The sequence below is a fragment of the Ornithinimicrobium cavernae genome (genome assembly GCF_003121625.1).
In the GTDB taxonomy this organism is placed as follows: Bacteria; Actinomycetota; Actinomycetes; order Actinomycetales; family Dermatophilaceae; genus Ornithinicoccus; species Ornithinicoccus cavernae.
Genome location: NZ_QDDJ01000018.1, coordinates 1 through 20,306 on the forward strand (window position 1 = coordinate 1; position 20,306 = coordinate 20,306).

Annotated in this window: 15 protein-coding genes and 1 pseudogene; 5 read left to right on the forward strand and 11 right to left on the reverse strand. The window is 71.2% G+C overall.

Annotated features, from left to right (window positions below):
- A pseudogene (locus DA085_RS21190) lies at positions 1-508 on the forward strand (hypothetical protein); the annotation flags it as partial.
- Between the two features lie 997 nt (positions 509-1,505).
- Here the strand turns inward: DA085_RS21190 and DA085_RS18170 are convergent.
- Entirely contained in the window at positions 1,506-3,026 is a 1,521-nt protein-coding gene (locus DA085_RS18170; protein ID WP_109474413.1) for an NAD-dependent succinate-semialdehyde dehydrogenase, read from the reverse strand.
- 72 nt (positions 3,027-3,098) lie between these two features.
- Between DA085_RS18170 and DA085_RS18175 the strand changes: the two genes are divergently transcribed.
- A complete protein-coding gene (locus DA085_RS18175; protein ID WP_109474414.1) occupies positions 3,099-4,358 on the forward strand; it encodes an aspartate aminotransferase family protein in 1,260 nt (419 codons plus the stop codon).
- Between the two features lie 70 nt (positions 4,359-4,428).
- On the opposite strand, the gene mrdA is transcribed toward DA085_RS18175, so the two are convergent.
- The 6 genes from mrdA to ndk all read right to left on the reverse strand — a co-directional run bounded on the left by mrdA (position 4,429) and on the right by ndk (position 10,667).
- Entirely contained in the window at positions 4,429-6,480 is a 2,052-nt protein-coding gene (mrdA, locus tag DA085_RS18180; protein WP_419866523.1) for a penicillin-binding protein 2, read from the reverse strand.
- A complete protein-coding gene (mreD, locus tag DA085_RS18185) occupies positions 6,471-6,959 on the reverse strand; it encodes a rod shape-determining protein MreD (RefSeq protein ID WP_109474415.1) in 489 nt (162 codons plus the stop codon). The genes mrdA and mreD overlap by 10 nt, the downstream gene beginning before the upstream one ends.
- Positions 6,956-7,795 (reverse strand): rod shape-determining protein MreC, encoded by an 840-nt coding sequence (gene mreC / locus DA085_RS18190; RefSeq protein ID WP_109474416.1) that lies wholly within the window; start codon positions 7,793-7,795, stop codon positions 6,956-6,958. The genes mreD and mreC overlap by 4 nt, the downstream gene beginning before the upstream one ends.
- 2 nt (positions 7,796-7,797) lie before the next feature.
- Complete coding sequence (gene mreB, locus DA085_RS18195) at positions 7,798-8,847, reverse strand: rod shape-determining protein (RefSeq protein WP_272914504.1); 1,050 nt, start codon at positions 8,845-8,847, stop codon at positions 7,798-7,800.
- Between the two features lie 127 nt (positions 8,848-8,974).
- Positions 8,975-10,165 (reverse strand): 6-phosphofructokinase, encoded by a 1,191-nt coding sequence (locus DA085_RS18200; RefSeq protein ID WP_202619310.1) that lies wholly within the window; start codon positions 10,163-10,165, stop codon positions 8,975-8,977.
- Positions 10,166-10,235: 70 nt separating this feature from the next.
- Positions 10,236-10,667 (reverse strand): nucleoside-diphosphate kinase, encoded by a 432-nt coding sequence (gene ndk / locus DA085_RS18205; protein WP_109474417.1) that lies wholly within the window; start codon positions 10,665-10,667, stop codon positions 10,236-10,238.
- A gap of 108 nt (positions 10,668-10,775) precedes the next feature.
- On the opposite strand from ndk, the gene DA085_RS18210 reads away from it, so the two are divergent.
- Together DA085_RS18210 and DA085_RS18215 are read left to right on the forward strand one after the other, a co-directional pair.
- Positions 10,776-11,387, forward strand: coding sequence for a TetR/AcrR family transcriptional regulator (locus tag DA085_RS18210; protein ID WP_237565600.1), 612 nt, complete (start codon positions 10,776-10,778; stop codon positions 11,385-11,387).
- 45 nt (positions 11,388-11,432) lie between these two features.
- Positions 11,433-12,470: an alpha/beta fold hydrolase gene (locus DA085_RS18215; RefSeq protein ID WP_154402253.1), complete on the forward strand. Its 1,038-nt coding sequence runs from the start codon at positions 11,433-11,435 to the stop codon at positions 12,468-12,470.
- Here DA085_RS18215 and DA085_RS18220 read toward each other — a convergent pair.
- The 4 genes from DA085_RS18220 to ileS are packed head-to-tail and all read right to left on the reverse strand — an operon-like array spanning position 12,407 to position 18,547.
- Positions 12,407-13,237, reverse strand: coding sequence for an undecaprenyl-diphosphate phosphatase (locus DA085_RS18220; protein ID WP_109474419.1), 831 nt, complete (start codon positions 13,235-13,237; stop codon positions 12,407-12,409). The two genes, DA085_RS18215 and DA085_RS18220, sit on opposite strands and share 64 nt — an antisense overlap.
- Positions 13,237-13,776, reverse strand: a complete 540-nt coding sequence (locus DA085_RS18225) for a DUF4233 domain-containing protein (protein ID WP_109474420.1) — start codon at positions 13,774-13,776, stop codon at positions 13,237-13,239. The genes DA085_RS18220 and DA085_RS18225 overlap by 1 nt, the downstream gene beginning before the upstream one ends.
- Positions 13,773-15,185: a bifunctional folylpolyglutamate synthase/dihydrofolate synthase gene (locus DA085_RS18230; protein ID WP_109474421.1), complete on the reverse strand. Its 1,413-nt coding sequence runs from the start codon at positions 15,183-15,185 to the stop codon at positions 13,773-13,775. The genes DA085_RS18225 and DA085_RS18230 overlap by 4 nt, the downstream gene beginning before the upstream one ends.
- Positions 15,182-18,547: an isoleucine--tRNA ligase gene (gene ileS / locus DA085_RS18235; RefSeq protein WP_109474526.1), complete on the reverse strand. Its 3,366-nt coding sequence runs from the start codon at positions 18,545-18,547 to the stop codon at positions 15,182-15,184. Before ileS ends, DA085_RS18230 begins: the two co-directional genes overlap by 4 nt.
- Before the next feature lie 395 nt (positions 18,548-18,942).
- Here ileS and DA085_RS18240 point away from each other — a divergent pair, with 395 nt between their 5' ends.
- Positions 18,943-20,259 (forward strand): FAD-binding oxidoreductase, encoded by a 1,317-nt coding sequence (locus tag DA085_RS18240; protein ID WP_237565601.1) that lies wholly within the window; start codon positions 18,943-18,945, stop codon positions 20,257-20,259.
- Positions 20,260-20,306: the final 47 nt, after the last annotated feature.

Consider the following 20,306-nt stretch of genomic DNA (forward strand, 5'->3'; position numbering starts at 1 on the left):
AGACCCCGACCAGATCACCACCGAGCAGTCCGCCCAGCTCACCAAAATCCTGCACGCCCTACCCACCGCCCAACTCAACCTCATCGTCCCCCTCACCACCCTCCTCGGCACCACCGGCATCCACAACACCAGCCCCGGCCCCGAAAACGGGACGCACGGGCCGGTGGATCCCGAGGGCAACCCCATCCCCGCCGCCTTCGCCAACCCCACCGCCCTCGCCAATCCTGCCGCCCTCGGGAACACCGCCAGGACCGGGACACCGTCCACGGCCAGCACCTCCGGCGCCGCAGGCCTGACCGGCACGGCTGCGGGTCCTGCGAGCTGCACCTGTGCCTGCACCTGCGGCGCCACCACCACCGCATCCGCTGCCCGAGCAGCCGCCGACGGTCGACAGGACAAGACCGTCCCGACCCCGAAGCGACTCGCGGTTCGGCGGGAGAAGACCGCCCACCACCAACAGCAGCAGTGGGGAGTCCGCCCTCTGGTGAGGTGGGGGTGGGTGAGGTGATCGGCAAGCACTGTCTGTTCCTGACCCCCGAGGAAGTCCGCACGGTGGCGCTCACACCGGGGTCGACGTTGTACCGGTTGCTGACCGACCCGGTCACCGGGACCCTCATCGAACGGTCCACCACCGCCTACCGGTTCGACACGGCGATGCGGGCCTACATCATCGCCGCCGACGTGTTCTGCCGCGCCCCCGGCTGCCTGCGCCCGGCCGCCCTGTCCCAGATCGACCACGTCCAGGAATACGGCACCCCCGGCGGACACACCTGCATCAGCAACGGCCAAGCCGCCCACGAACCCCACCACGACCTGAAGACCAAGAAACTCTGGGACGCGACCATCACAGCCAACCGAGACGTCACCTGGACCACCCTGCTGCGACGGATCTACACCACCAAGGCCCACGACTACACCCAGTACACCCGCCTCCTGACCGCCGCCACCGAGCACGTCACCGACGCGGTCGCCGCCGGGACCGACCCCGCCGCCGCCGTCGACACCGCCATCTACCAGGCCCTGTCCTACCGACCCCCCACCGGCCGCCTCGCCGCCGCCGATGACGACCCCTGGGACACCGAGCAACAGTTCACCAGCTGGGACCAGATCACCCTCACCCACACCCCCCAGAACGGGCGCCGCACCTACCACCCCGACCCCCACACCACCCGCGCCGAACACGACCGCCACCAAGACGCGTCCACCACGACCGCCACACCCAGCAACGACGGGACGACCCCCACACCACCCGCGCCGAACACGACCGCCACCAAGACGCGTCCACCACGACCGCCACACCCAGCAACGACGGGACGACCGCCACACCCCGCAGCGACGGCCCGACCACCCCCTGGACACACGACCCCGACGCCCCACCACCCTTCTGACGAAATGGCCCGTGATGAACGCAGGCGCTCAGTCGTCCCAGGCGACAGAAGGAATCAGGTCGCGTCCATCGAATCCCTCCCACTCTCGTCCCCAGAACGGGGCTCCAGACCAGGGGGTCAGGCGAGAGCGATGCCGATGTACTTGGTCTCCAAGAACTCGTCGATGCCGGTGTCGCCGCCCTCCCGACCGAGGCCGGACTCCTTGACGCCGCCGAACGGTGCGGCCGGGTTCGACACGACCCCTTGGTTGAGCCCGACCATGCCCGTCTCCAGCGCCTCGGCGACGCGCAGCGAGCGTCGCAGGTCGTTGGTGAAGACGTAGGCCACCAGCCCGAATGGGGTGTCGTTGGCCGCGGCGACGACTTCGTCCTCCGTGGAGAACGACGTGATCGCCGCGACCGGGCCGAAGATCTCCTCGCTTCCCATCCGGGCCTCCGGCGAGACGCCGCTCAGCACGGTCGGCGGGTAGAAGAAGCCCTCCCCCTCTGGCGCGGACCCACCGGTGAGAACTGTGGCACCTCGGTCGACGGCGTCCGTCACCAACTCAGTGACCTTGTCCTGCGCAGCCTCATCGATGAGCGGTCCGACACGCACGCCGGGTTCGGTCCCCCGGCCCATCGGCATACTGCTCATCTCCTCGCCCAGCCGTCGACCGAACTCCTCGGCGATCGACTCATGCACATAGATGCGGTTGGCAGCGGTGCAGGCCTCCCCCATGTTGCGCATCTTGGCCGCGAGAGCACCAGCGACCGCCTCCTCGACGTCGGCGTCCTCGAAGACGATCAGTGGTGCGTTCCCCCCGAGCTCCATCGACGTGCGCAGCACCTTCTCCGCACACTGCTCCAGCAGGATCTTGCCGACCTTGGTCGAGCCGGTGAACGAGAGCTTGCGGGCCTTGCCCGATCGGATCAGCGGCTCCATCACCTTCCCTGCGCCCTGGCAGGTGACGATGTTGACGACTCCCTCGGGCAGGCCCGCCTCCAGCAGGATCTGTCCCAGTGCCAGCATCGACAGCGGCGTCTGGTGGGCGGGCTTGATCACGCTGGTGCAGCCCGCGGCAATGGCCGGGCCCAGCTTGCGTGTGCCCATCGCCATCGGGAAGTTCCACGGCGTGATGAGCAGGCACGGACCAACAGGCTGTCGGGCGATGAGGAACCGCGCGCCACCAGCGGGCGCGGTCTGGTAGCCACCGCTGATCCGGGTCGCCTCCCCCGCGAAGTGCCGGAAGAACTCTGCGGCGTAGGCAATCTCTCCCTTGGCCTCAGCAACCGGCTTACCCATCTCGAGGGTCATCAGGAGTGCGAGATCGTCAATCCGCTCGTGCAGCAGCTCGAACGCCCTGGTGAGGATGTCTGCACGCTCGCGAGGCGACATCGCGGCGAACCCCGGCTGGGCGGCGACGGCCGCATCGAGGGCCGCCATCCCGTCCGCCGGCGTGGCGTCCGCCACCTCGCACAGGACCCCGCCTGTGGACGGGTCGATCACCTCGAGCGTGGCGCCGCCCTCGGCATCGCGCCACTGCCCACCGATGAGCAGCTGGGTCGGCACCGCCTCGAGGACGGCGGCCTCCCTCGCTGAGCCTGCGACGGGCTGCGTGCTCGCTCGACTCTGATCCGACTTCGTCACCTGGGTGCTCATCTCTCCTCCACCACGGATACGGCCATGAGATACGCTGATTGTCGACAATCTAACAGACACGGAGTAGGAGCCATGGCCGAACTGTCACCCGTCCTGAAGCAGGCAACCCCGGTGGTCGCGACGCGCGGCGAAGGCGTCTATCTCTTCGATGCTGAGGGTCGTCGCTATCTCGATTTCACGGCCGGGATCGGCGTGACCAGCACCGGACACTGCCACCCGAAGGTGGTCGCTGCGGCACAGGAACAGGTCGCACAGCTGATCCACGGCCAGTACACGACGGTCATGCACCAGCCACTACTCACCCTGACCGAGCGGCTCGGTGAGGTACTCCCGACCACGCTGGACAGGCTCTTCTTCGCCAACTCCGGCTCGGAGGCGATCGAGGCAGCCCTGCGACTGGCCCGCCAGGCCACCGGTCGGCCCAATGTCATCGTCTTCCACGGCGGGTTCCACGGGCGCACCGTGGCCGCCGCCTCGATGACCACCTCGGGGACCAAGTTCCGCTCCGGCTTCTCACCGCTCATGGCCGGCGTCCAGGTCTCACCCTTCCCCGACCCGGGGCACTTCGGCTGGTCGCAGCAGGAGACGACCGAGTTCGCACTGCGCCAGCTGGACTACACGCTGCAGACGCTGTCGGCCCCCAACGACACCGCGGCCTTCTTCGTGGAGCCGGTGCTCGGCGAGGGGGGCTACGTCCCTGCGAGCACCGAGTTTCTGGCCGGACTGCGTGAGCGCGCCGACCGCCACGGGATCCTGCTGGTCATCGACGAGGTGCAGACGGGGTGGGGCCGCACCGGAAAGTTCTGGGGCGGCGACCACTTCGATGCCCGTGGGGACATCCTGGTGACCGCCAAGGGGCTGGCCTCCGGGTTTCCACTGTCGGCCATCGCCGCCTCCCACGCCCTCATGGAGAAGGCCTGGCCCGGATCCCAGGGCGGGACCTACGGTGCGAACGCCGTGGCCTGCGCCGCCGCCATCGCCACCCTCGACGTGATCACCGAGGAGGGTCTGGTCGAGAACAGCGCCGTCCGCGGCGAACAGCTGAAGGCCGCCCTGACGGCCGTCGCGGGCCACCACCCACAGATCACCGACGTGCGCGGCCTGGGCCTGATGATCGCCAACGAGTTCCGGGACGACGACGGCCGGCCCGACGGCGAGACGGCGAGCGCCGTCCAGCAGGAGGCGGCAAGGCGTGGGCTCCTGTTGCTCACCTGCGGCGCCTGGGGCCAGTGCGTGCGGTTCATCCCCGCACTGGTCGTCGGGGAGGACGACGTCACGGAGGCGGCCAGGATCTGGAGCGACGCGGTCACGACAGTGCTGGGCAGCGCCTGAGCAGCTGACCTACTGGCCTGCCAGTGCCTGAGCAGCAGCCCAGTGGCCGGCCCGCACCTGAGTAGCTGACCTACTGGCGGGCCAGCACGTCCCAGATCTGTCGGGCGGCGGGGGCGGCGACCTCACCGCCGAAGCCGCCCTCCTCCACGACGACCACGACGGCATACTGCGGGTCCGTGGTGGGCCCGTAGGACGCGTACCAGGCGGTCGAGCTCTCACCGAAGGACTCCGCCGAGCCGGTCTTGCCCGCGACCGGATAGGCGGAGAGGTCGAAGGTGGCGAAGGCGCCCGCGCCCGTGCCGACCGTGTTGACTCCCTCGAGCCCGGACCGCACGATCTCCAGGGTCTCCTCGTCGAGGCCGATGTCCCCTGCCGCCACCGGCTCGAGGTCCTTGACGACCTCGCCCTCCGGCGTCCGGACCTGGTCGGCCACCTGCGGCTCCCACAGCGTGCCCCCGTTGGCCACCGCGGCATAGATGGTCGCGATCTGCAGCGGTGTGGCCGCCAGGTCTCCCTGGCCGATCGAGAAGTTGACCGCGTCCCCGGCGCGGTACTGCCAGCCGTCGGTGCAGTTCTCCCGGGCCAGCTGCTCCAGGAACTCGCGTCGCTCCCGGTCCGTCTCCTCCGGGTAGCCCGCCTCGGCCCGGGCGCAGCTGTCCTCGCGCGTGGCCTCCCAGAAGGCCCGTTTCCACTCCCGCCCCGGGATCGTGCCTGTGGCCTCCCCGGGAAGGTCGATTCCGGTGCGCTGGCCCAGCCCGAACTCCTCCGAGGCGATCACCCACGGGTCGGTCAGGTCGGACTCCTGGCTCAGCCCGCCCTGCTCCCGCCACTCGTCGTAGGCCCAGTTGTAGAAAACGGTGTCGCAGGAGACCTCCATGATCTCCTGCACGCTCAGGGCGCCGTGGGCCTGGGACTCGAAGTTGGTGAAGCGGCGTCCGCCGATGCTGACCGAGCCCGGGCAGGCGTACTCCTCGGTCGGGTCGACCCCGCTCTCCAGAGCGGCCGGCAGCGACACGGCCTTGAAGGTCGACGCGGGCGGGAAGGTCTCCCCGACGACGCGGTTGACCAGCGGGGCACCCGACTCCTCACCGGTCAGGTCGTCATACTCCGCCTGGGTCACGCCGGTGGTCCAGATGTCCGGGTCGTATGTCGGGTAGCTGGCGGCGGCGACGACGCCGCCGGTGCGGACGTCGAGCACCACCGCGGCGGCAGAGCGGGCCGGCCAACCGTCCTCCCGGGAGCTCTGCACCGTCTTCTCCAGGACGCGCTCGACCGCGCCCTGGACCCCGGCATCCAGGTGGGTGAGCACGTCGTGACCGTTGACCGGGTCCCGGTGGTCGACCCGCCCGGTCACGACCCCGCGCGGGTCCACCGTCACCGTGGTCTCACCGGATGTCCCCCGCAGGGCCGCGTCATAGCTGGCTTCCAGCCCCGACCGGCCGACCAGCTCCAGGGCGGTGAGGTCCTCCCGGGCACTCACCTCCTCCTGCGTGGGCCGCCCGAGATAGCCCAGAACGTGGGCCGCGTTGACCTCCGCAGCCGGGTAGGACCGGACCGGTGTCGTGTCGACGGCGATGCCGGGGAAACGCTCCGGGCGCTCCAGGACGGACAGGGCCTCCACCGGGTCGACGCCGAAGGCGATCGGGATCGGCTGGTAGGGCGAGCCCGAGAAGCAGGACGGCACGGGTGGCGCCCCCTCGGTGCCACAGACCCGGGTCCGGCCCCACAAGGCCTTGACCGGCAGGTCGAGCTCGGCCGCCACCGCCTCGATGAGGGCGCGGCCCTCGTCCTCGGCCTCCATCAGCGTCTCGGGCTCGACCGTGACGACCGCGACGGGGTCGTTCGCGGCCAGCGGGCTGCCGTCGGCTGCGAGGATCCGCCCGCGGAGCGCCGGCTCGACAACAGTCCGCGTGCTGACCTCGGCCGCCTCGACGGCGATCTCCTCGTGGTTGAGGGCCTGCAGGTGCACCAGACGCCCGGCCAGCACCGTGCCCAACAGCAACACGACGGCCATCAGCGCCCAGAGCGGTCGCACCGAGCGGTGGTAACGGACGACCGGCGGGCTCGTCTGGGGGCGGGGCACCCGGACCCGCGGGCGGTCGGGGCGGCGGCTCACGCCCATCCCCGTTCCAGCAGGAAGCGCTCGACCCCGATCAGGAGGGGCAGCAGCAGGAGCGCGAACAGCGCGGTGGCGGCGACCGACCAGAACAGGTCCCCCGGGTGTGCGACGCCGACTCCGGCTGCCGCCGTGAGCCCGCGCACGGCCTGGATCGCCGCGGCGCCTCCGATGGTCGCGACCCACGGCACGAGCGGCGACCACGGGCCCCACCGGCTGACCGCACCGACCAGAGCACCCGCCAGGGCGTAGGTGAGACCACCCGCACCGAGCGGCTCCCCGCCCGGCGGCACCAGGTCGACCAGCCACCCGGCAGCCAGGCCGACCAGGGCACCGGTCACCGGTCCGTGCAGCAGCGCAGCGGCCGCGACCACCAGCACGGCCAGGTCCGGCCGACCGGGTAGCTCCTGGGAGAAGAACGTCGGGACGAGCACCGCCCCGAGCAACAGGGCTGCACGGGCCAGGACCGCGGGCACGGTGCTCACCGGTTGCCCCCGAGCACGACGACCGCGACGAGGTCGAGGGTGTCCGGATCGACGAAGGGCGCCACCACGGCGGTCTCGCCGAGCTGCCCGCTGTGGGGGTCCACCGAGGTGACGGTCCCGAGCGGGATCCCCGCGACATACGGGACCGACTCGGGGCTGCCCAGGGTGGTGACCAGGTCACCCTCGGCGATGTCGCTGTCGCCGACGGACGTGAGGGTGAGCTCGCCGGAGGCCCGGGGCGGCAGGCCGGGGGCGGCGCGGCCGTCGACCGAGCCGAGGGCGCCGTCCTCGCCGAACCGGACGCCCACGACGACGTCCGAGCCGCCGAGGAGCACGACATCGGCGCTGCTGGGAGCTGCCCGCACCACCCGGCCGACCAGGCCGGCGGAGCTGACCACGGTCTGGTCGACAGCCACACCGTCCCGCTCGCCGGCGTCGATCGTCACCGTCCGACCACCGACGGGCGTGCCGACGGAGGAGAAGCCGACGACGCGGGCGGGGAGCAGCTCATGGCCGCCCCACCCCTCGGCCGCCCGCTCCAGCTCGGTGAGCTGCTCGGAGGTCCTGACCTGCGCCTCCAGCTCCTTGACCCGTGCATCGAGCGCGTCGCGCTCCCGGGTGAGGTCGGTGAGCTCGGTGTCCGTCCAGCCGGTCATCGCGGACTGGGCGGGTGCCAGGACGGTGGCCGCCGCCCGGCGAAGCGGTGCGGTGGCCGACGGCCGGGCCAGGTCCACCAGCAGCACCAGGACCGTGAGGGCGAGGAGGATGCCGAGCAGCGCGGGTCGGGTGAGCCCACCGAGGTGGTGCGGAACGAGCCGCCGGAGGAGCTGTCTCACCGTCAGCCCCGGCGCGGGGTGACCAGCACCCGTTCGAGGGCGGAGAAGTCGTCCACGCACGCACCGGCCCCGCGAATCACCGCGCGGGCCGGGTCGTCGGCCACCCGCACGGGCACGCCGAGCTCACGCTGCAGCCGTTCGTCCAGGCCGCGCAGCAGCGACCCACCGCCGGTGAGGACCACCCCGTTGTCCAGGACGTCGCCGGAGAGCTCCGGCGGGCAGATGTCCAGCACGGCCTTGACGACGTCGACGACCTGCAGCACCGCCGGCTCGACCATCCGCCGCACCTGGGTCGAGGTGAGGGTGACGGTCTTGGGCAGCCCGGTGCTGACGTCGCGACCGCGCACCCGCAGGTCCAGCTCCTCGGCGAGTGGGTAGGCGGACCCGATGCCGATCTTGATGTCCTGCGCGCTGCGCTCACCGAGCAACAGGTCGTGGGCGGCACGCACTCCGGCGACCACCGCCTCGTCCACGTCGTCCCCCCCGACCCGCAGACTGCGTGCGTTGACCACCCCGCCGAGGCTGATGACGGCGACCTCGGTGGTGCCGCCGCCGATGTCGACGACCACGCTCGCAGTGGCGTCGTGCACCGGGAGCCCGGCCCCGATCGCGGCCGCCATCGCCTCCTCGAGCACGTAGACCTGACGCGCGCCCGAGTTGAGGGCGGTGTCCTCGAGGGCCCTGCGCTCGACGGGGGTCACGTTGCTCGGCACCGTCACCACCATGCGGGGCCGGATGAGCCGGGAGGTCCGCAGGCGGTGGATGAAGTGGCGCAGCAGCTGCTGGGTCAGGTCGGCGTCGGTGACCACGCCGTCGACCATGGGCCGGACCGTCAGGACGTTCGCCGGGGTGCGTCCGAGCATCTCGACCGCGTCGTCGCCTGCCGCCACGAGGTGTCCGCTGGCCGAGTCCACCGCGACCAGGGTCGGCTGGTCCAGGACCACGCCGTTCCCCTGCTGGTGGATCAGGGTGCTGCTCGAGCCGAGGTCGAGGGCGAGGTCACGCCCCAGCAGGGCGAGGTCACGCCCCAGCAGCCCCCGTCCGATAGTCACCCGGCGATCCTAATCTGCGGCCCTGTCCCTTCCGTGGCGGAGCGGGTGGTGTGGCGCAGCCGACCCCACGCACCGCCTCGCGCCGTCGGGTGACCGGGCCGTCCGGCATACGGTCTCTTGGCAAGGCTCAGTAGAGGAACATCGGCTTGCCGCGCACGTGCCGCACCTTCGGTCGGTAGGCCGCTGCGTCATACAGCTCGTCGACGTCCACGCGCTTGACGCCCTCCCCCGTGACCGAGATCGGCACGCTGCTGTAGGAGCCGTTGCGGAGCGCGACCATCCGCCCGGTCGAGCCGTCCAGCGCCAGGTCAGCGGCCATCACCGCGTAGTTGGTGGCGACCATCAGGTCCAGGGAGTCGGGCGATCCCGACCGCATGAGATAGCCCACCTGCTGGTAGACGATGCCCTCGCCGGTGCGCTCCTTGATCAGCTCGCCGGTCACCTGTCCGATCCCGCCGAGCTTGCGGTGACCGTAGGCGTCGGCCTCGCCGGACAGCATCATCTCCCCACCGGCGATCGTCGCGCCCTCGGAGATGGTCACCATCGCGTAGTTCGACGGGTTCGCCGCCTTGTCCGCCATCAGAAGGGCGCAGACCCGGTCGAGGTCGAAGGGCACCTCGGGGATCAGGGCCCGGTCGACGCCGGCGAGATACGCCGTGATCAGCGAGGTCTCCCCGGAGTAGCGGCCGAACAGCTCCACGACCGCGATCCGCTCGTGCGAGCCGGTGGAGGTGCGCAGGTTGTGGATGAACTGGACACCCCGCGTCACCGCCGTGGAGAAGCCGATGCAGTAGTCGGTGCCGTTGACGTCGTTGTCCATCGTCTTGGGGATGGCGATCGTCGGCACGCCCTCCTGGTGCATCCGCAGGCCGTAGGAGAGCGTGTCGTCGCCACCGATCGGGATGAGCACGTCGATCCCGGCGTGCTCGATCACCCTCAGTGCGTGCCCGGTGAGGTCGTACGGCCCGTCGCCGCCGACCGAGCCGGCCAGGAAGTCCGGCACGTCCGACGGCGCGACCCTGCCGGGGTTGGTGCGGGAGCTGTGCAGGAAGGTGCCCCCGCTGCGGTCGACGGTGCGCACCGCCCCCGGATCCAGCGGGACCAGGTTGCGCGCCACCGACTCGGGGTCCTCGGGGTCGGTCCCGAGCAGGCCGCCCCAGCCGCGGCGGATGCCGACGACCTCGTGCCCCTCCTCGTGGACCCGGTTGACGACCGCCTTGATGCACGGGTTCAGTCCGGGGACGTCTCCCCCGCCGGTGAGTATGCCGATGCGCACGTCGATCTGGCTCCTGACCTGGGTGCCACCCGGGTGGGGCACGGTCGCGACGAGCCTAGCGAGGGGTGAGCGCGGCGTCGACCGCTCTCTCGGTGCGTGAGCCCTCGGGCGGTCAGCCCAGCTCGGGGAACCAGATGCCGATCTCGCGCGCGGCGGACTCCGCGGAGTCGGAGCCGTGCACGATGTTCTGCTGGACCTTCAGGCCCCAGTCGCGCCCCAGGTCGCCCCGGATCGTCCCGGGCAGCGCTGCGCTCGGGTCGGTGGCGCCGGCGAGCGCGCGGAAGCCCTCGATGCAGCGGTGCCCCTCGATGACGGCGGCGGTCACCGGCCCGGACATCATGAACTCGACGAGCGGCTCGTAGAAGGGCTTGCCCTCGTGCTCTGCGTAGTGCGTGGCCAGCTGCTCAGCCGTCGGGGTGACCACCGCCAGCGCGACCAGGGTGTAACCCTTGGCCTCGACGCGGCGCAGCACCTCCCCGCTGAGTCCGCGACGGTAGCCGTCGGGCTTGACCATGACCAGGGACCGCTCGATCTGCTCATTCACGGCGCCCACCCTACCGAGTGGGAGGGCCGGGCCAGTCGCCGGTCAGGGCTGGCGAGACTCCTCGAAATCCCCTTGTGCAGAACAGCACGCTCGTGCTTTTCTTGTGAGGTGACGATCAGCGCGACGAAGGGCGAGCAGACGCGGGAGGCCGTGCTGCGCGAGGCCCTCGCACAGGCGAGCCACGTCGGCCTGCAAGGCATCACCATCGGTGGGCTGGCCGAGGCACTGGAGATGTCCAAGAGCGGCCTCTATGCCCACTTCCGGTCCAAGGAACAGCTGCAGGTCGACGTGCTGGACTTCGCGGGCCGTGTGTTCATCGGCCGGGTGCTCACGCCGTCGCTGGAGCAGCCGCGGGGAGAGCCGCGGCTCCGCTTCCTCGTCGAGCTTTGGCTCGGCTGGGACGGCTACGCCGACTACGCACTCCCCGGCGGGTGCATCTTCGTCACGGCGGCCCGGGAGTTCGACGACGAGCCCGACGGACCCGTCCGCGACCGCGTCGTCAGCCAGCAGACCGGATGGTTGGCATCGCTGGCCCGCGTGGTGGCAGGCGGCGTCACCGAGGGACACTTCCGCGCCGACGTGGACCCCGCCCAGGTGGCGCACGACATCAACGGCATGATGCTCGGCTACCACTTCGCGGCCCGACTGCTCCGCGACCGTGCCGCCGCGAACCGCACGCGCACCGCCTTCGAACGCCTCCTCAGGGACCTGCGCCCCTAGGGACGCGGGCCACACACGACCCAGCACCACCTCGAAGGAACTGCCATGTCTCTGCAAAAAAGCACGACCGTTCGTGACATTCCCGTCGCGGATGAGCTCGATGACGCCCGCGTGCGCACCGAGGACCTCCCGCTCGCACTGCCGGGTCGTGCGCCCGTCCCGCAGCGGACGGCCTTCGCGGCCCTGGACACTGTCGCTCCTGCCCTGGCCGCGCGACTCGCGGACCACCAGTGGTTCCGGCTCACGCCACCACCCGACCCCGCGTCGCGCCGTCACAGCACGCCCCCGGGCGGACGGGCCTTCACCACCGTCCACGGTGGTCTCACGGTCCGCGGACAGGTCTACGGTCCCGACGACGCCCCGACCGCGCACCTCGTCCACGGCTGGGCGGGATGGTGGCAACAGCTCTCCGGCTTCGTCGGCCCCCTGCTGGAGGCTGGCTACCGCGTCGTGGCCCACGATGCGCCCAGCCACGGAGACTCACCACCCGGCCACTACGGGCCCCGGTCCTCGCGCGTGATGGAGATCGCCGACGCCTTCGCCGCGGTGGTCTGGCAGCAGGGCCCGGCCGACCTCGTGGTAGCCCACTCCATCGGCGCCATGTCAGTCATGTGGGCTCGCGAGCGTGGCAGCACAGGGGCGGGCGCCTACGCCTTCCTCGCCGCCACCGCCGCGGTGGAGCCCATGGTCGACGCCTTCCGGCACTCGCTGGACCTGGGCCCGCGGACCACGCACTTGCTTGCCCGACGCGTCGAGCGGAGGGTCGGGCACCCGTTCACGGCCTTCGACGTGCCTGGCATGTCGCGCCGCCTGGTCGACGCAGGGACCGTCCCACCACTGCTGTCCATCCACGACCGGGGCGACCGGATGGCGCCGGCCAGAGGGTCGGTCGACATCGCGCGCGCCTGGCCCGGCGCCGAGCTCGTGCTCACCGACGGCCTCGGCCACCGGCAGCTGCTCCGGGACGAGACGACGATCGCCCGGGTCGCCCGGTTCGCCGCCCAGCACCACCCCGGCGCTCAGGCGACGAGCACACCCGTGCCGAGCAGCGCGAACAGCAGGAGCGCCAGCCCGATCCGGTAGATCACGAACGGCGTGAACGTGTGGGTGCTGATGTAGCGCATGAACCAGGCGATCACCGCGAGTGCGACCACGAACGCCAGCACGGTGGCAGCCACGATGGGCCCCCACACCGGTGGCGTCGCCGCGTCCGAGAGCTTGGCGACCTGGAACAGACCGGAGCCGATCACCGCGGGGATCGCCAGCAGGAAGCTGTAGCGGGCCGCAGTCTCCCGGCTGTAGCCCATGAACAGACCGGCCGCGATGGTGCCGCCGGAGCGGGAGACGCCGGGGATCAGGGCCATGGACTGCGCGAGCCCGTAGAGGATGCCGTCGCGCCAGGTGATCTGCCGCAGCCCCCGGGGCCGGAGCACCCGCGCGGCGAACCGGTCCGCGGCGAAGATCACCAGGGCGAAGACGAGCAGCATGGTGGCCGTGAGCCACAGGCTGCGCAGGTCGGTCTCGATCCAGTCCTGGAGCGTGTAGCCGAGGACCCCGATGGGGAGCGAGCCGATGATCACCAGCCACCCCATCCGGGCGTCCGGGTCGTCCCGCGGGACCCGCCCGGCCAGGGACAGCGCCCACTGCCGGATGATCCGGACGATGTCACGCCAGAAGAAGACCAGGACCGCGGCCTCGGTGCCGAGCTGGCTGATCGCGGTGAACGCGGCGCCCGGGTCACCCCAGCCGAACAGCTGGCCCACGATCGACAGGTGCGCGCTCGAGCTGATCGGCAGGAACTCGGTCAGTCCCTGCACCAGCCCGAGGAACAGTGCCTCGAGGTATCCCATCAGGTGTCGCCCTCGCGTTCTGTGCGCTCGGTGGGGTCAGGACCACGTGACTCCGTGCGCTCGGTGGGCTTGTTTTCCGGGTCACCGTGCGCTCGGTCGGGTTGGGGGGCGGGGTGGGGTTGCTCGTCGGGGTGCACGTCCCCGTGCTCGGCGATCCAGTCCCTGGTCATCTCCTCCATGCTGGCCCCCTGCACCAGCGCCAGCACCCACAACGCGCCGAAGATGAGGGTGACGATCCCCATAGCCGTCAGCAGGAACGTGCTCACGGCGGTGAGCCCCAGCAGGACCCAGCCCAGGGTGAGGCCCCACGGACGGCGCAGGGCCCCCGCGGCGACGAGCGCGAGCACCGCCAGCACGATCCCCCCGACCAGCAGCAGGTCCGCCCGGCCGCTGTCACCGTCCACGGCGAGCTCGAGCTGCCGGGCCGCCAGCCCGCCGAAGAACAGGGTGAGCGCCAGCCCGATCAGCACGATCGAGGTCAGCCGTCGCGTGATCTTCCCGGGCACGCCGGAGAAGCGGAGGTGCCGCAGCCAGCTCACGGGTGCTGGTCACCCCGGCGGTCGGCGCCCAACAGCATCCGGGCGTCGGCGACCGTCGTGATGGAGCCGGTCACCAGCACGGCGCCGGTCATGCCGCCCTCGTCGGCGAGGCCGCCGGCGATGTCGAGCGCGTCGGGCAGCTCGTTGACGACAGTCACCCGGTCCTCGCCGAACAGCTCGACCGCCATGGCGCCCAGCCGGTCGGGCCGGATGGAGCGCGGCGAGCTGCTCCGCGACACGACGATGTGGTCCAGCAGCGGCTCGAGCAGCTCGAGCATGGAGGAGGCGTCCTTCTCCTGGAGCACTGCCACGACGCCGACCAGCCGGTGGAACGTGAACGACTCCCGGATCGCCTCGGCCATCGCGGCGACCCCGGCCGGGTTGTGCGCCGCGTCGACGATGACCGTGGGGCTGCGCCGGACGATCTCCAGGCGCCCCGGGGAGGTGACCCCGGCGAACGCGGCGCGCACGACGTCGGCATCGAGCGGCTGCTCTCCCCCGCCGACGAAGGCCTCGACCGCCGCGACCGCGAGGGCCGCGTTGTGCACCTGGTGGGCGCCGAACAGCGGCAGGAACACGTCGCGGTAGTCGCCGGCCAGACCGCGCAGGGACACCAGCTGTCCGCCGACGGCGACCTCCCGCTCCAGGACGCCGTAGGCCAGCCCCTCGACCTGGGCGCTCGCACCGACCTCGTCGCAGCGCTCCAGGAGCAGCTGCATGACCTCGTCCTCCTGGGTGCCGAGCACGGCGATCGAGTCCGACTTGATGATGCCGGACTTCTCCGTGGCGATGTCGATGAGGTTGTCGCCGAGCAGCCTGGTGTGGTCGATCGCGATCGGGGTGACGACGGCGACCGTGCCGTCAGCGACGTTCGTCGCGTCCCAGACGCCACCCAGCCCGACCTCCACGACGGCGACGTCGACCGGTGCGTCGGAGAACACGGCATACGCGATGATGACGAGCAGCTCGAAGTAGGTGATCCGCGGGCCACCGGCCGCGACGGAGGTCTCGTCCACCATCTGGACGAACGGCAGGACGTCGTCATAGGCGGCAAGGAAGCGCTCGTGGTCGACCGGCTCACCGGCGATCGAGATGCGCTCGCGCAGGTCGTGCAGGTGGGGGCTGGTGAAGCGACCCGTGGTCAGACCGAGCTCCCGGAGCAGCCGCTCGATCATCCGGGTGGTGGAGGTCTTGCCGTTCGTGCCGGTGAGGTGGATCACCGGGAAGTTCCGTTGCGGCTGCCCGAGCAGGTCCATCACCTGCGCCACCCGGTCCAGGGTCGGCTCGACGACGTTCTCGGGTGAGCGGGCCAGGATCTCCTCGGTCACCTGCGCCATGCGCGCCAGGACCTCCGGGTCCGGCTGGCCGGGCCTGTCCCTGCGTGCCGGTGGGTTGTCGTCGGGGGTCATCGGGCGTCCACCTTCGTGATCAGCAGCTCCACCGTCCGGCCACCATCCAGCTCGGCGGCGGTGACGTATGACGTGATGCGGGGTTGGGTGCCGCCGTCCGGGTCGGTGCCACCCCCCAGGCCGTGCCTCACCTTCGGGGGCAGCGGGGTGCCCGCGCCGGCGGCGCCGAACTGGACGGCCAGTGTCTCGGACATCACCAGCTGCTGGTGGGCCATCGCGGCGTCCCACACGTCGTCGTCACCGACGACGGTGAGGCTGATCCGGTCGGTGATCTGCAGACCGGCCTCCTTGCGGGCCCCCTGGACGGCACGGACCAGGTCACGGGCCAGGCCCTCCCGCGCGAGGTCGTCGGTGACCTGGGTGTCCAGCACCACGAAACCTCCGGTGGCACGCAGCATGGCGGTCGCCTGCGAGGTGCCCTCCGCCGTCTCGGCCACCACGGTCTCCAGGGTGAACTCGCCCTCGACCAGCTCCAGGCCGCCCGCGGTCACGGTGCCGTCCTCGGCAACGGACCAGTCACCGGACTTGGCACCCCGGATCGCGGTCTGGACGTCGCGACCCAGCCGCGGTCCCGCCGCCCGGGCGTTCACGCTCAGGCGCTGCTCCACCCCGAAGTCGGAGGCGGAGGCCTCGGCGAGGTCCAGCACCGTGACCTCACGCACGTTGACCTCCTCGCGGACGATGTCGGTCAGGGCGCGCAGACCCTCGGGGTAGGCCGTGACGACCGTGAGGGAGGACAGCGGCAGCCGCACCCGCAGCCGGTCCGCCTTGCGCAGGCCGAGCGTGACCGAGCAGACCTCCCGCACGGTGTCCATGGCGGCGACGAGGTCGTCGTCCTGCGGCAGGTCCTCCGCGGCCGGCCAGTCGGTCAGGTGCACCGACTCACCTCCGGTGAGCGCGCGCCATACCTCCTCGGTGGTCAGCGGCAGCAGCGGCGCCGCGACCCGGCAGGTCACCTCGAGCACCGTGTAGAGCGTGTCGAACGCCGCCTGGTCCTCGGCCCAGAACCGGTCCCGCGAGCCGCGGATGTACCAGTTGGTGAGCACATCGACGAAGGAGCGGACGGCGTCGCAGGCCGCGGCGATGTGGAAGTCGTCCTGGGCCTGCTGCACCTCGGTGACGAAGTCGGCCGTCTTGGCCAGGATGTAGCGGTCCATGTCGTGGGTGGACGCGGTCGACCACTTCGCCTCGAGGCCGCCGGCGTTGGCGTAGAGCGCGAAGAAGTACCACGCGTTCCACAGCGGGATGAGCACCTGGCGGACGCCGTCGCGGATCCCCTGCTCGGTGACGATGAGGTTGCCACCGCGCAGGATCGGGCTGCTCATGAGGAACCAGCGCATCGCGTCGGCGCCGTCGCGGTTGAAGACCTCACGGACGTCCGGGTAGTTCTGCAGCGACTTGGACATCTTCTGACCGTCACTGCCCAGCACGATGCCGTGGCTGATGCAGGTCTCGAAGGCCGGCCGGTCGAAGAGCGCCGCGGCCAGCACGTGCATGGTGTAGAACCAGCCGCGGGTCTGGCCGATGTACTCCACGATGAAGTCCGCCGGGTAGTGCTGCTCGAACCACTCCGTGTTCTCGAACGGGAAGTGCCACTGCGCGAACGGCATCGACCCGGAGTCGAACCACACGTCGAGCACGTCCTCGACGCGACGCATCGTGGACCGCCCCGTGGGGTCGTCGGGGTTCGGCCGGGTCAGGTCGTCCACGAACGGCCGGTGCAGGTCCACCTCGCCGTCACGGTTGCGCGGCAGCCGGCCGAAGTCGGCCTCGATCTCCTCGAAGGAGCCGTAGACGTCGATCCGCGGGTAGGCCGGGTCGTCCGACTTCCACACCGGGATCGGGCTGCCCCAGAAGCGGTTCCGCGAGATCGACCAGTCGCGGGCGTTGGCCAGCCACTTGCCGAACTGGCCGTGCTTGACGTGCTCGGGCACCCAGGTGATGTCCTCGTTGGTGCGCAGCATCGTGTCCTTGAACTTCGTCACCTCGACGAACCAGGACGACACGCCCTTGTAGATCAGCGGCTCCCGGCAGCGCCAGCAGTGCGGGTAGGAGTGGTCGTAGGCCTCGCGGCGCAGCAGCACCGTGCCCTCCGTGACCGCGCCACGGTCCAGCTCCTCGCCCTCGCGGGCCGGGTCCTGGGCCCGGGTGGCCGCCTTCAGGTGGTCCATGATCGGGCCGTTGGCCTCGAAGACCAGCATCCCGGCGTACTCCTCGACGGGGCTGGTGAAGCACCCGTCGGCACCCACGGGCATCACGGCCTCGATGCCCTCGCGGTCGGTGACCACCTTGTCGTCCTCACCGAACGCGCCGGCGGTGTGGACCAGGCCGGAGCCGTCCGTGGTCGTGACGAACTCGGCCACGACCAGGCGGTGCGCCCGCTCCCAGCCGGCGTAGTAGCTGAACGGCGGCGCGTAGGACCGGCCCGCCAGCTCGGCACCGGTGAAGCGGCCGACGACGGTGGGCTCCTCACCCAGCTCCCGCTGGTAGGCGCCCAGCCGGGCCTCGGCGAGCAGGTAGCGCTCGGTGCGGCCCGTGTAGTCGCCCTCCACCACGACGTAGTCGATGTCCTCCCCGACCATGATCGCCAGGTTGGAGGGCAGGGTCCAGGGTGTCGTCGTCCAGACCAGCGCGAGGGCACCGGCCAGGACGTCGTCCTCGGGAGCGCCGTCCTCGGGCAGCACCCGCAGGCCGACGGTCACCGCCGGGTCGCGCCGGACCTGGTAGACCTCCTCGTCCATCCGCAGCTCGTGGTTGGACAACGGCGTCTGGTCGTTCCAGCAGTAGGGCAGCACCCGGAAGCCCTCGTAGGCCAGGCCCTTGTCGTAGAGCTGCTTGAAGGCCCAGATCACCGACTCCATGTAGCCGGGGTTGAGCGTCTTGTAGTCGTTCTCGAAGTCGACCCACCGGGCCTGGCGCGTGACGTACTCCTGCCACTCGTCGGTGTACCTCAGCACCGAGCTGCGACAGGCGGCATTGAACTCCTCGATGCCCAGCTCGAGGATCTCGTCCTTGGTCTTGATGCCCAGCTGGCTCATCGCCTCCAGCTCGGCGGGCAGGCCGTGGGTGTCCCAGCCGAAGCGGCGCTCGACCCGGCGGCCGCGCATCGTCTGGTAGCGCGGGACGACGTCCTTGACGTAACCGGTCAGCAGGTGCCCGTAGTGGGGCAGGCCGTTGGCGAAGGGCGGTCCGTCGTTGAAGACGAACTCGTTGGAGCCGTCCTCACCGGCCTCGCGCTGCTCGACGCTCTTGGCGAAGGTGCCGTGCTCCTCCCAGTAGGCCAGCACGGCCTGCTCGAGGCTGGGGAAGTCGGGGGACGCGGTCAGTCCCTGTCCGGCGGTGTCGACCTTGGGGTAGGTCATCTCTGGGCGCTCCTGCTCGGTCGTCTTCTCGTCCACTCACTGTGCACGAGGACGACGCCGGGCGCCGCGGTACCACCTCGCTTGCCGCACGCGCGCACCTGCTGGTGCCACGGCATACGACCGCTCTGGTCCAGGCTGTGACGGGCCCACCCGTCCGGTTCTAGTGAGGCCCCACCGCTGACTGTGGGGCCCGTTCTTCCGGAGGCTTGCCGCTGATGACGGCTCAGACGCCTGCGCCCCATGGTACGCCCATTCTTGGGGAGGTTCGGAACGCGCCCTGCACGTTCTTGGGGAGGTTCGGACCGCCCCTGAGTGACCCGCACGTGCTCCCGGTCGTCCGCGTGGTGTGTAGTGGTGCTATGCACGACCTTCCTGAGAGCCTCCGGGACCGAGTGGTGACCGACCGTGACGTCGCGCGCACCTACGGCGTGGACGCCAGCCCCGGGGCGGTGGCCCCGGACGGGTTCACGCTCGTCCGGGCGCGGGACCGCAGTGACGTGATCGAGGTGCTGCGGTATGCCGCGGCGCACCGGGTCCCGGTCGTCCCCCAGGGTGCACGCACCGCGACGACGGGGGCGGCCGTCGCCCTCGAGGGCGGCATCGTGCTCAACACCGAGGCCCTCACTGCCGTGGAGGTCGACCCGGTCGAGCGGATCGCCGTGGTGGGCCCCGGGGTGGTGAACGCCGACCTCAAGAGCCACCTGCGCGGCTACGGCCTGGCCTATCCCCCGGACCCGGCGAGCTCGGCCTCCTGCACTATCGGCGGCAACATCGCGACGAACGCCGGTGGCCTGTGCTGCGTGAAGTACGGCGTCACCGCCGACTACGTGCGCGGGCTGGAGGTGGTGCTGGCTGGTGGTGAGGTGATGCGGACCGGGCGGCGCACCGCCAAGGGCGTCACGGGCTATGACCTCACCGGGCTGTTCGTCGGCTCCGAGGGCACGCTCGGGGTGGTGACAGAGGCGGTACTGCGGCTGGTGCCCGCCCCCGACCCCGCGCTGACGGTGCTCGCCGTCTTCGACACCCTCGAGGCCACGATGGACGGCGTCGCCGCGCTCCGCGGGCAACGGCACACCCCGAGCCTGCTGGAGCTGCTCGACGGGGCCAGCGTCGCCGCGATCCAGGACTACGGCGACTTCGGCTTCCCGTCCGGGGCGGGTGGCGTGCTGCTCGTCCAGTCCGACCGGGTCGGGCACGCGCACGAGGACGTGCTGGCGTATGCCGAGATCCTCACCTCGGCGGGGGCCTCCGACGTCGCGGTGGCCGACGACCCGGTCGAGGCCGACCTGCTCCTGCAGGGCCGCCGGGCCCTCAACCCCGCGCTCGAGGCGCGGGGGCCGCGGATGATCGAGGACGTCTGCGTGCCGGTCGCGCGGCTGGGCGACCTGGTCCGGGCCGTGCACGAGATCGCGGACCGGCACGGCCTGCAGGCCACCAGCGGAGGGCACGCCGGCGACGGCAACCTGCACCCGTGCTTCTTCTACGACAACCAGGACCCCGCTGAGGTCGCGGCGGCGCAGGCGGCGTTCCACGAGGTGGTGGAGACCGCGTGGTCCCTGGGCGGCACGCTCACCGGTGAGCACGGCGTCGGCACGCTGAAGGCGCCGTGGCTGGAGGGCGAGCTCGGCGCCGCGGAGGTGGCCCGGCAGCGCCAGGTCAAGGCCCTCTTCGACCCGCTGGGGATCATGAACCCCGGTCGGGTCTTCGCCTGAGGCGCAGCGACCGCGCGGCGTCGGCGGCCGGGCCCGACCGCTTGCGG

Coding starts and splice junctions, on each gene's coding strand:
- DA085_RS18170 (WP_109474413.1), bottom strand. CDS start 3,026: ATGAGCACCCAGGTGACGAAGTCGGATCAGAGTCGAGCGAGCACGCAG.
- DA085_RS18175 (WP_109474414.1), top strand. CDS start 3,099: ATGGCCGAACTGTCACCCGTCCTGAAGCAGGCAACCCCGGTGGTCGCG.
- mrdA (WP_419866523.1), bottom strand. CDS start 6,480: ATGGGCGTGAGCCGCCGCCCCGACCGCCCGCGGGTCCGGGTGCCCCGC.
- DA085_RS18215 (WP_154402253.1), top strand. CDS start 11,433: ATGTCTCTGCAAAAAAGCACGACCGTTCGTGACATTCCCGTCGCGGAT.
- DA085_RS18220 (WP_109474419.1), bottom strand. CDS start 13,237: ATGGGATACCTCGAGGCACTGTTCCTCGGGCTGGTGCAGGGACTGACC.
- DA085_RS18230 (WP_109474421.1), bottom strand. CDS start 15,185: ATGACCCCCGACGACAACCCACCGGCACGCAGGGACAGGCCCGGCCAG.
- ileS (WP_109474526.1), bottom strand. CDS start 18,547: ATGACCTACCCCAAGGTCGACACCGCCGGACAGGGACTGACCGCGTCC.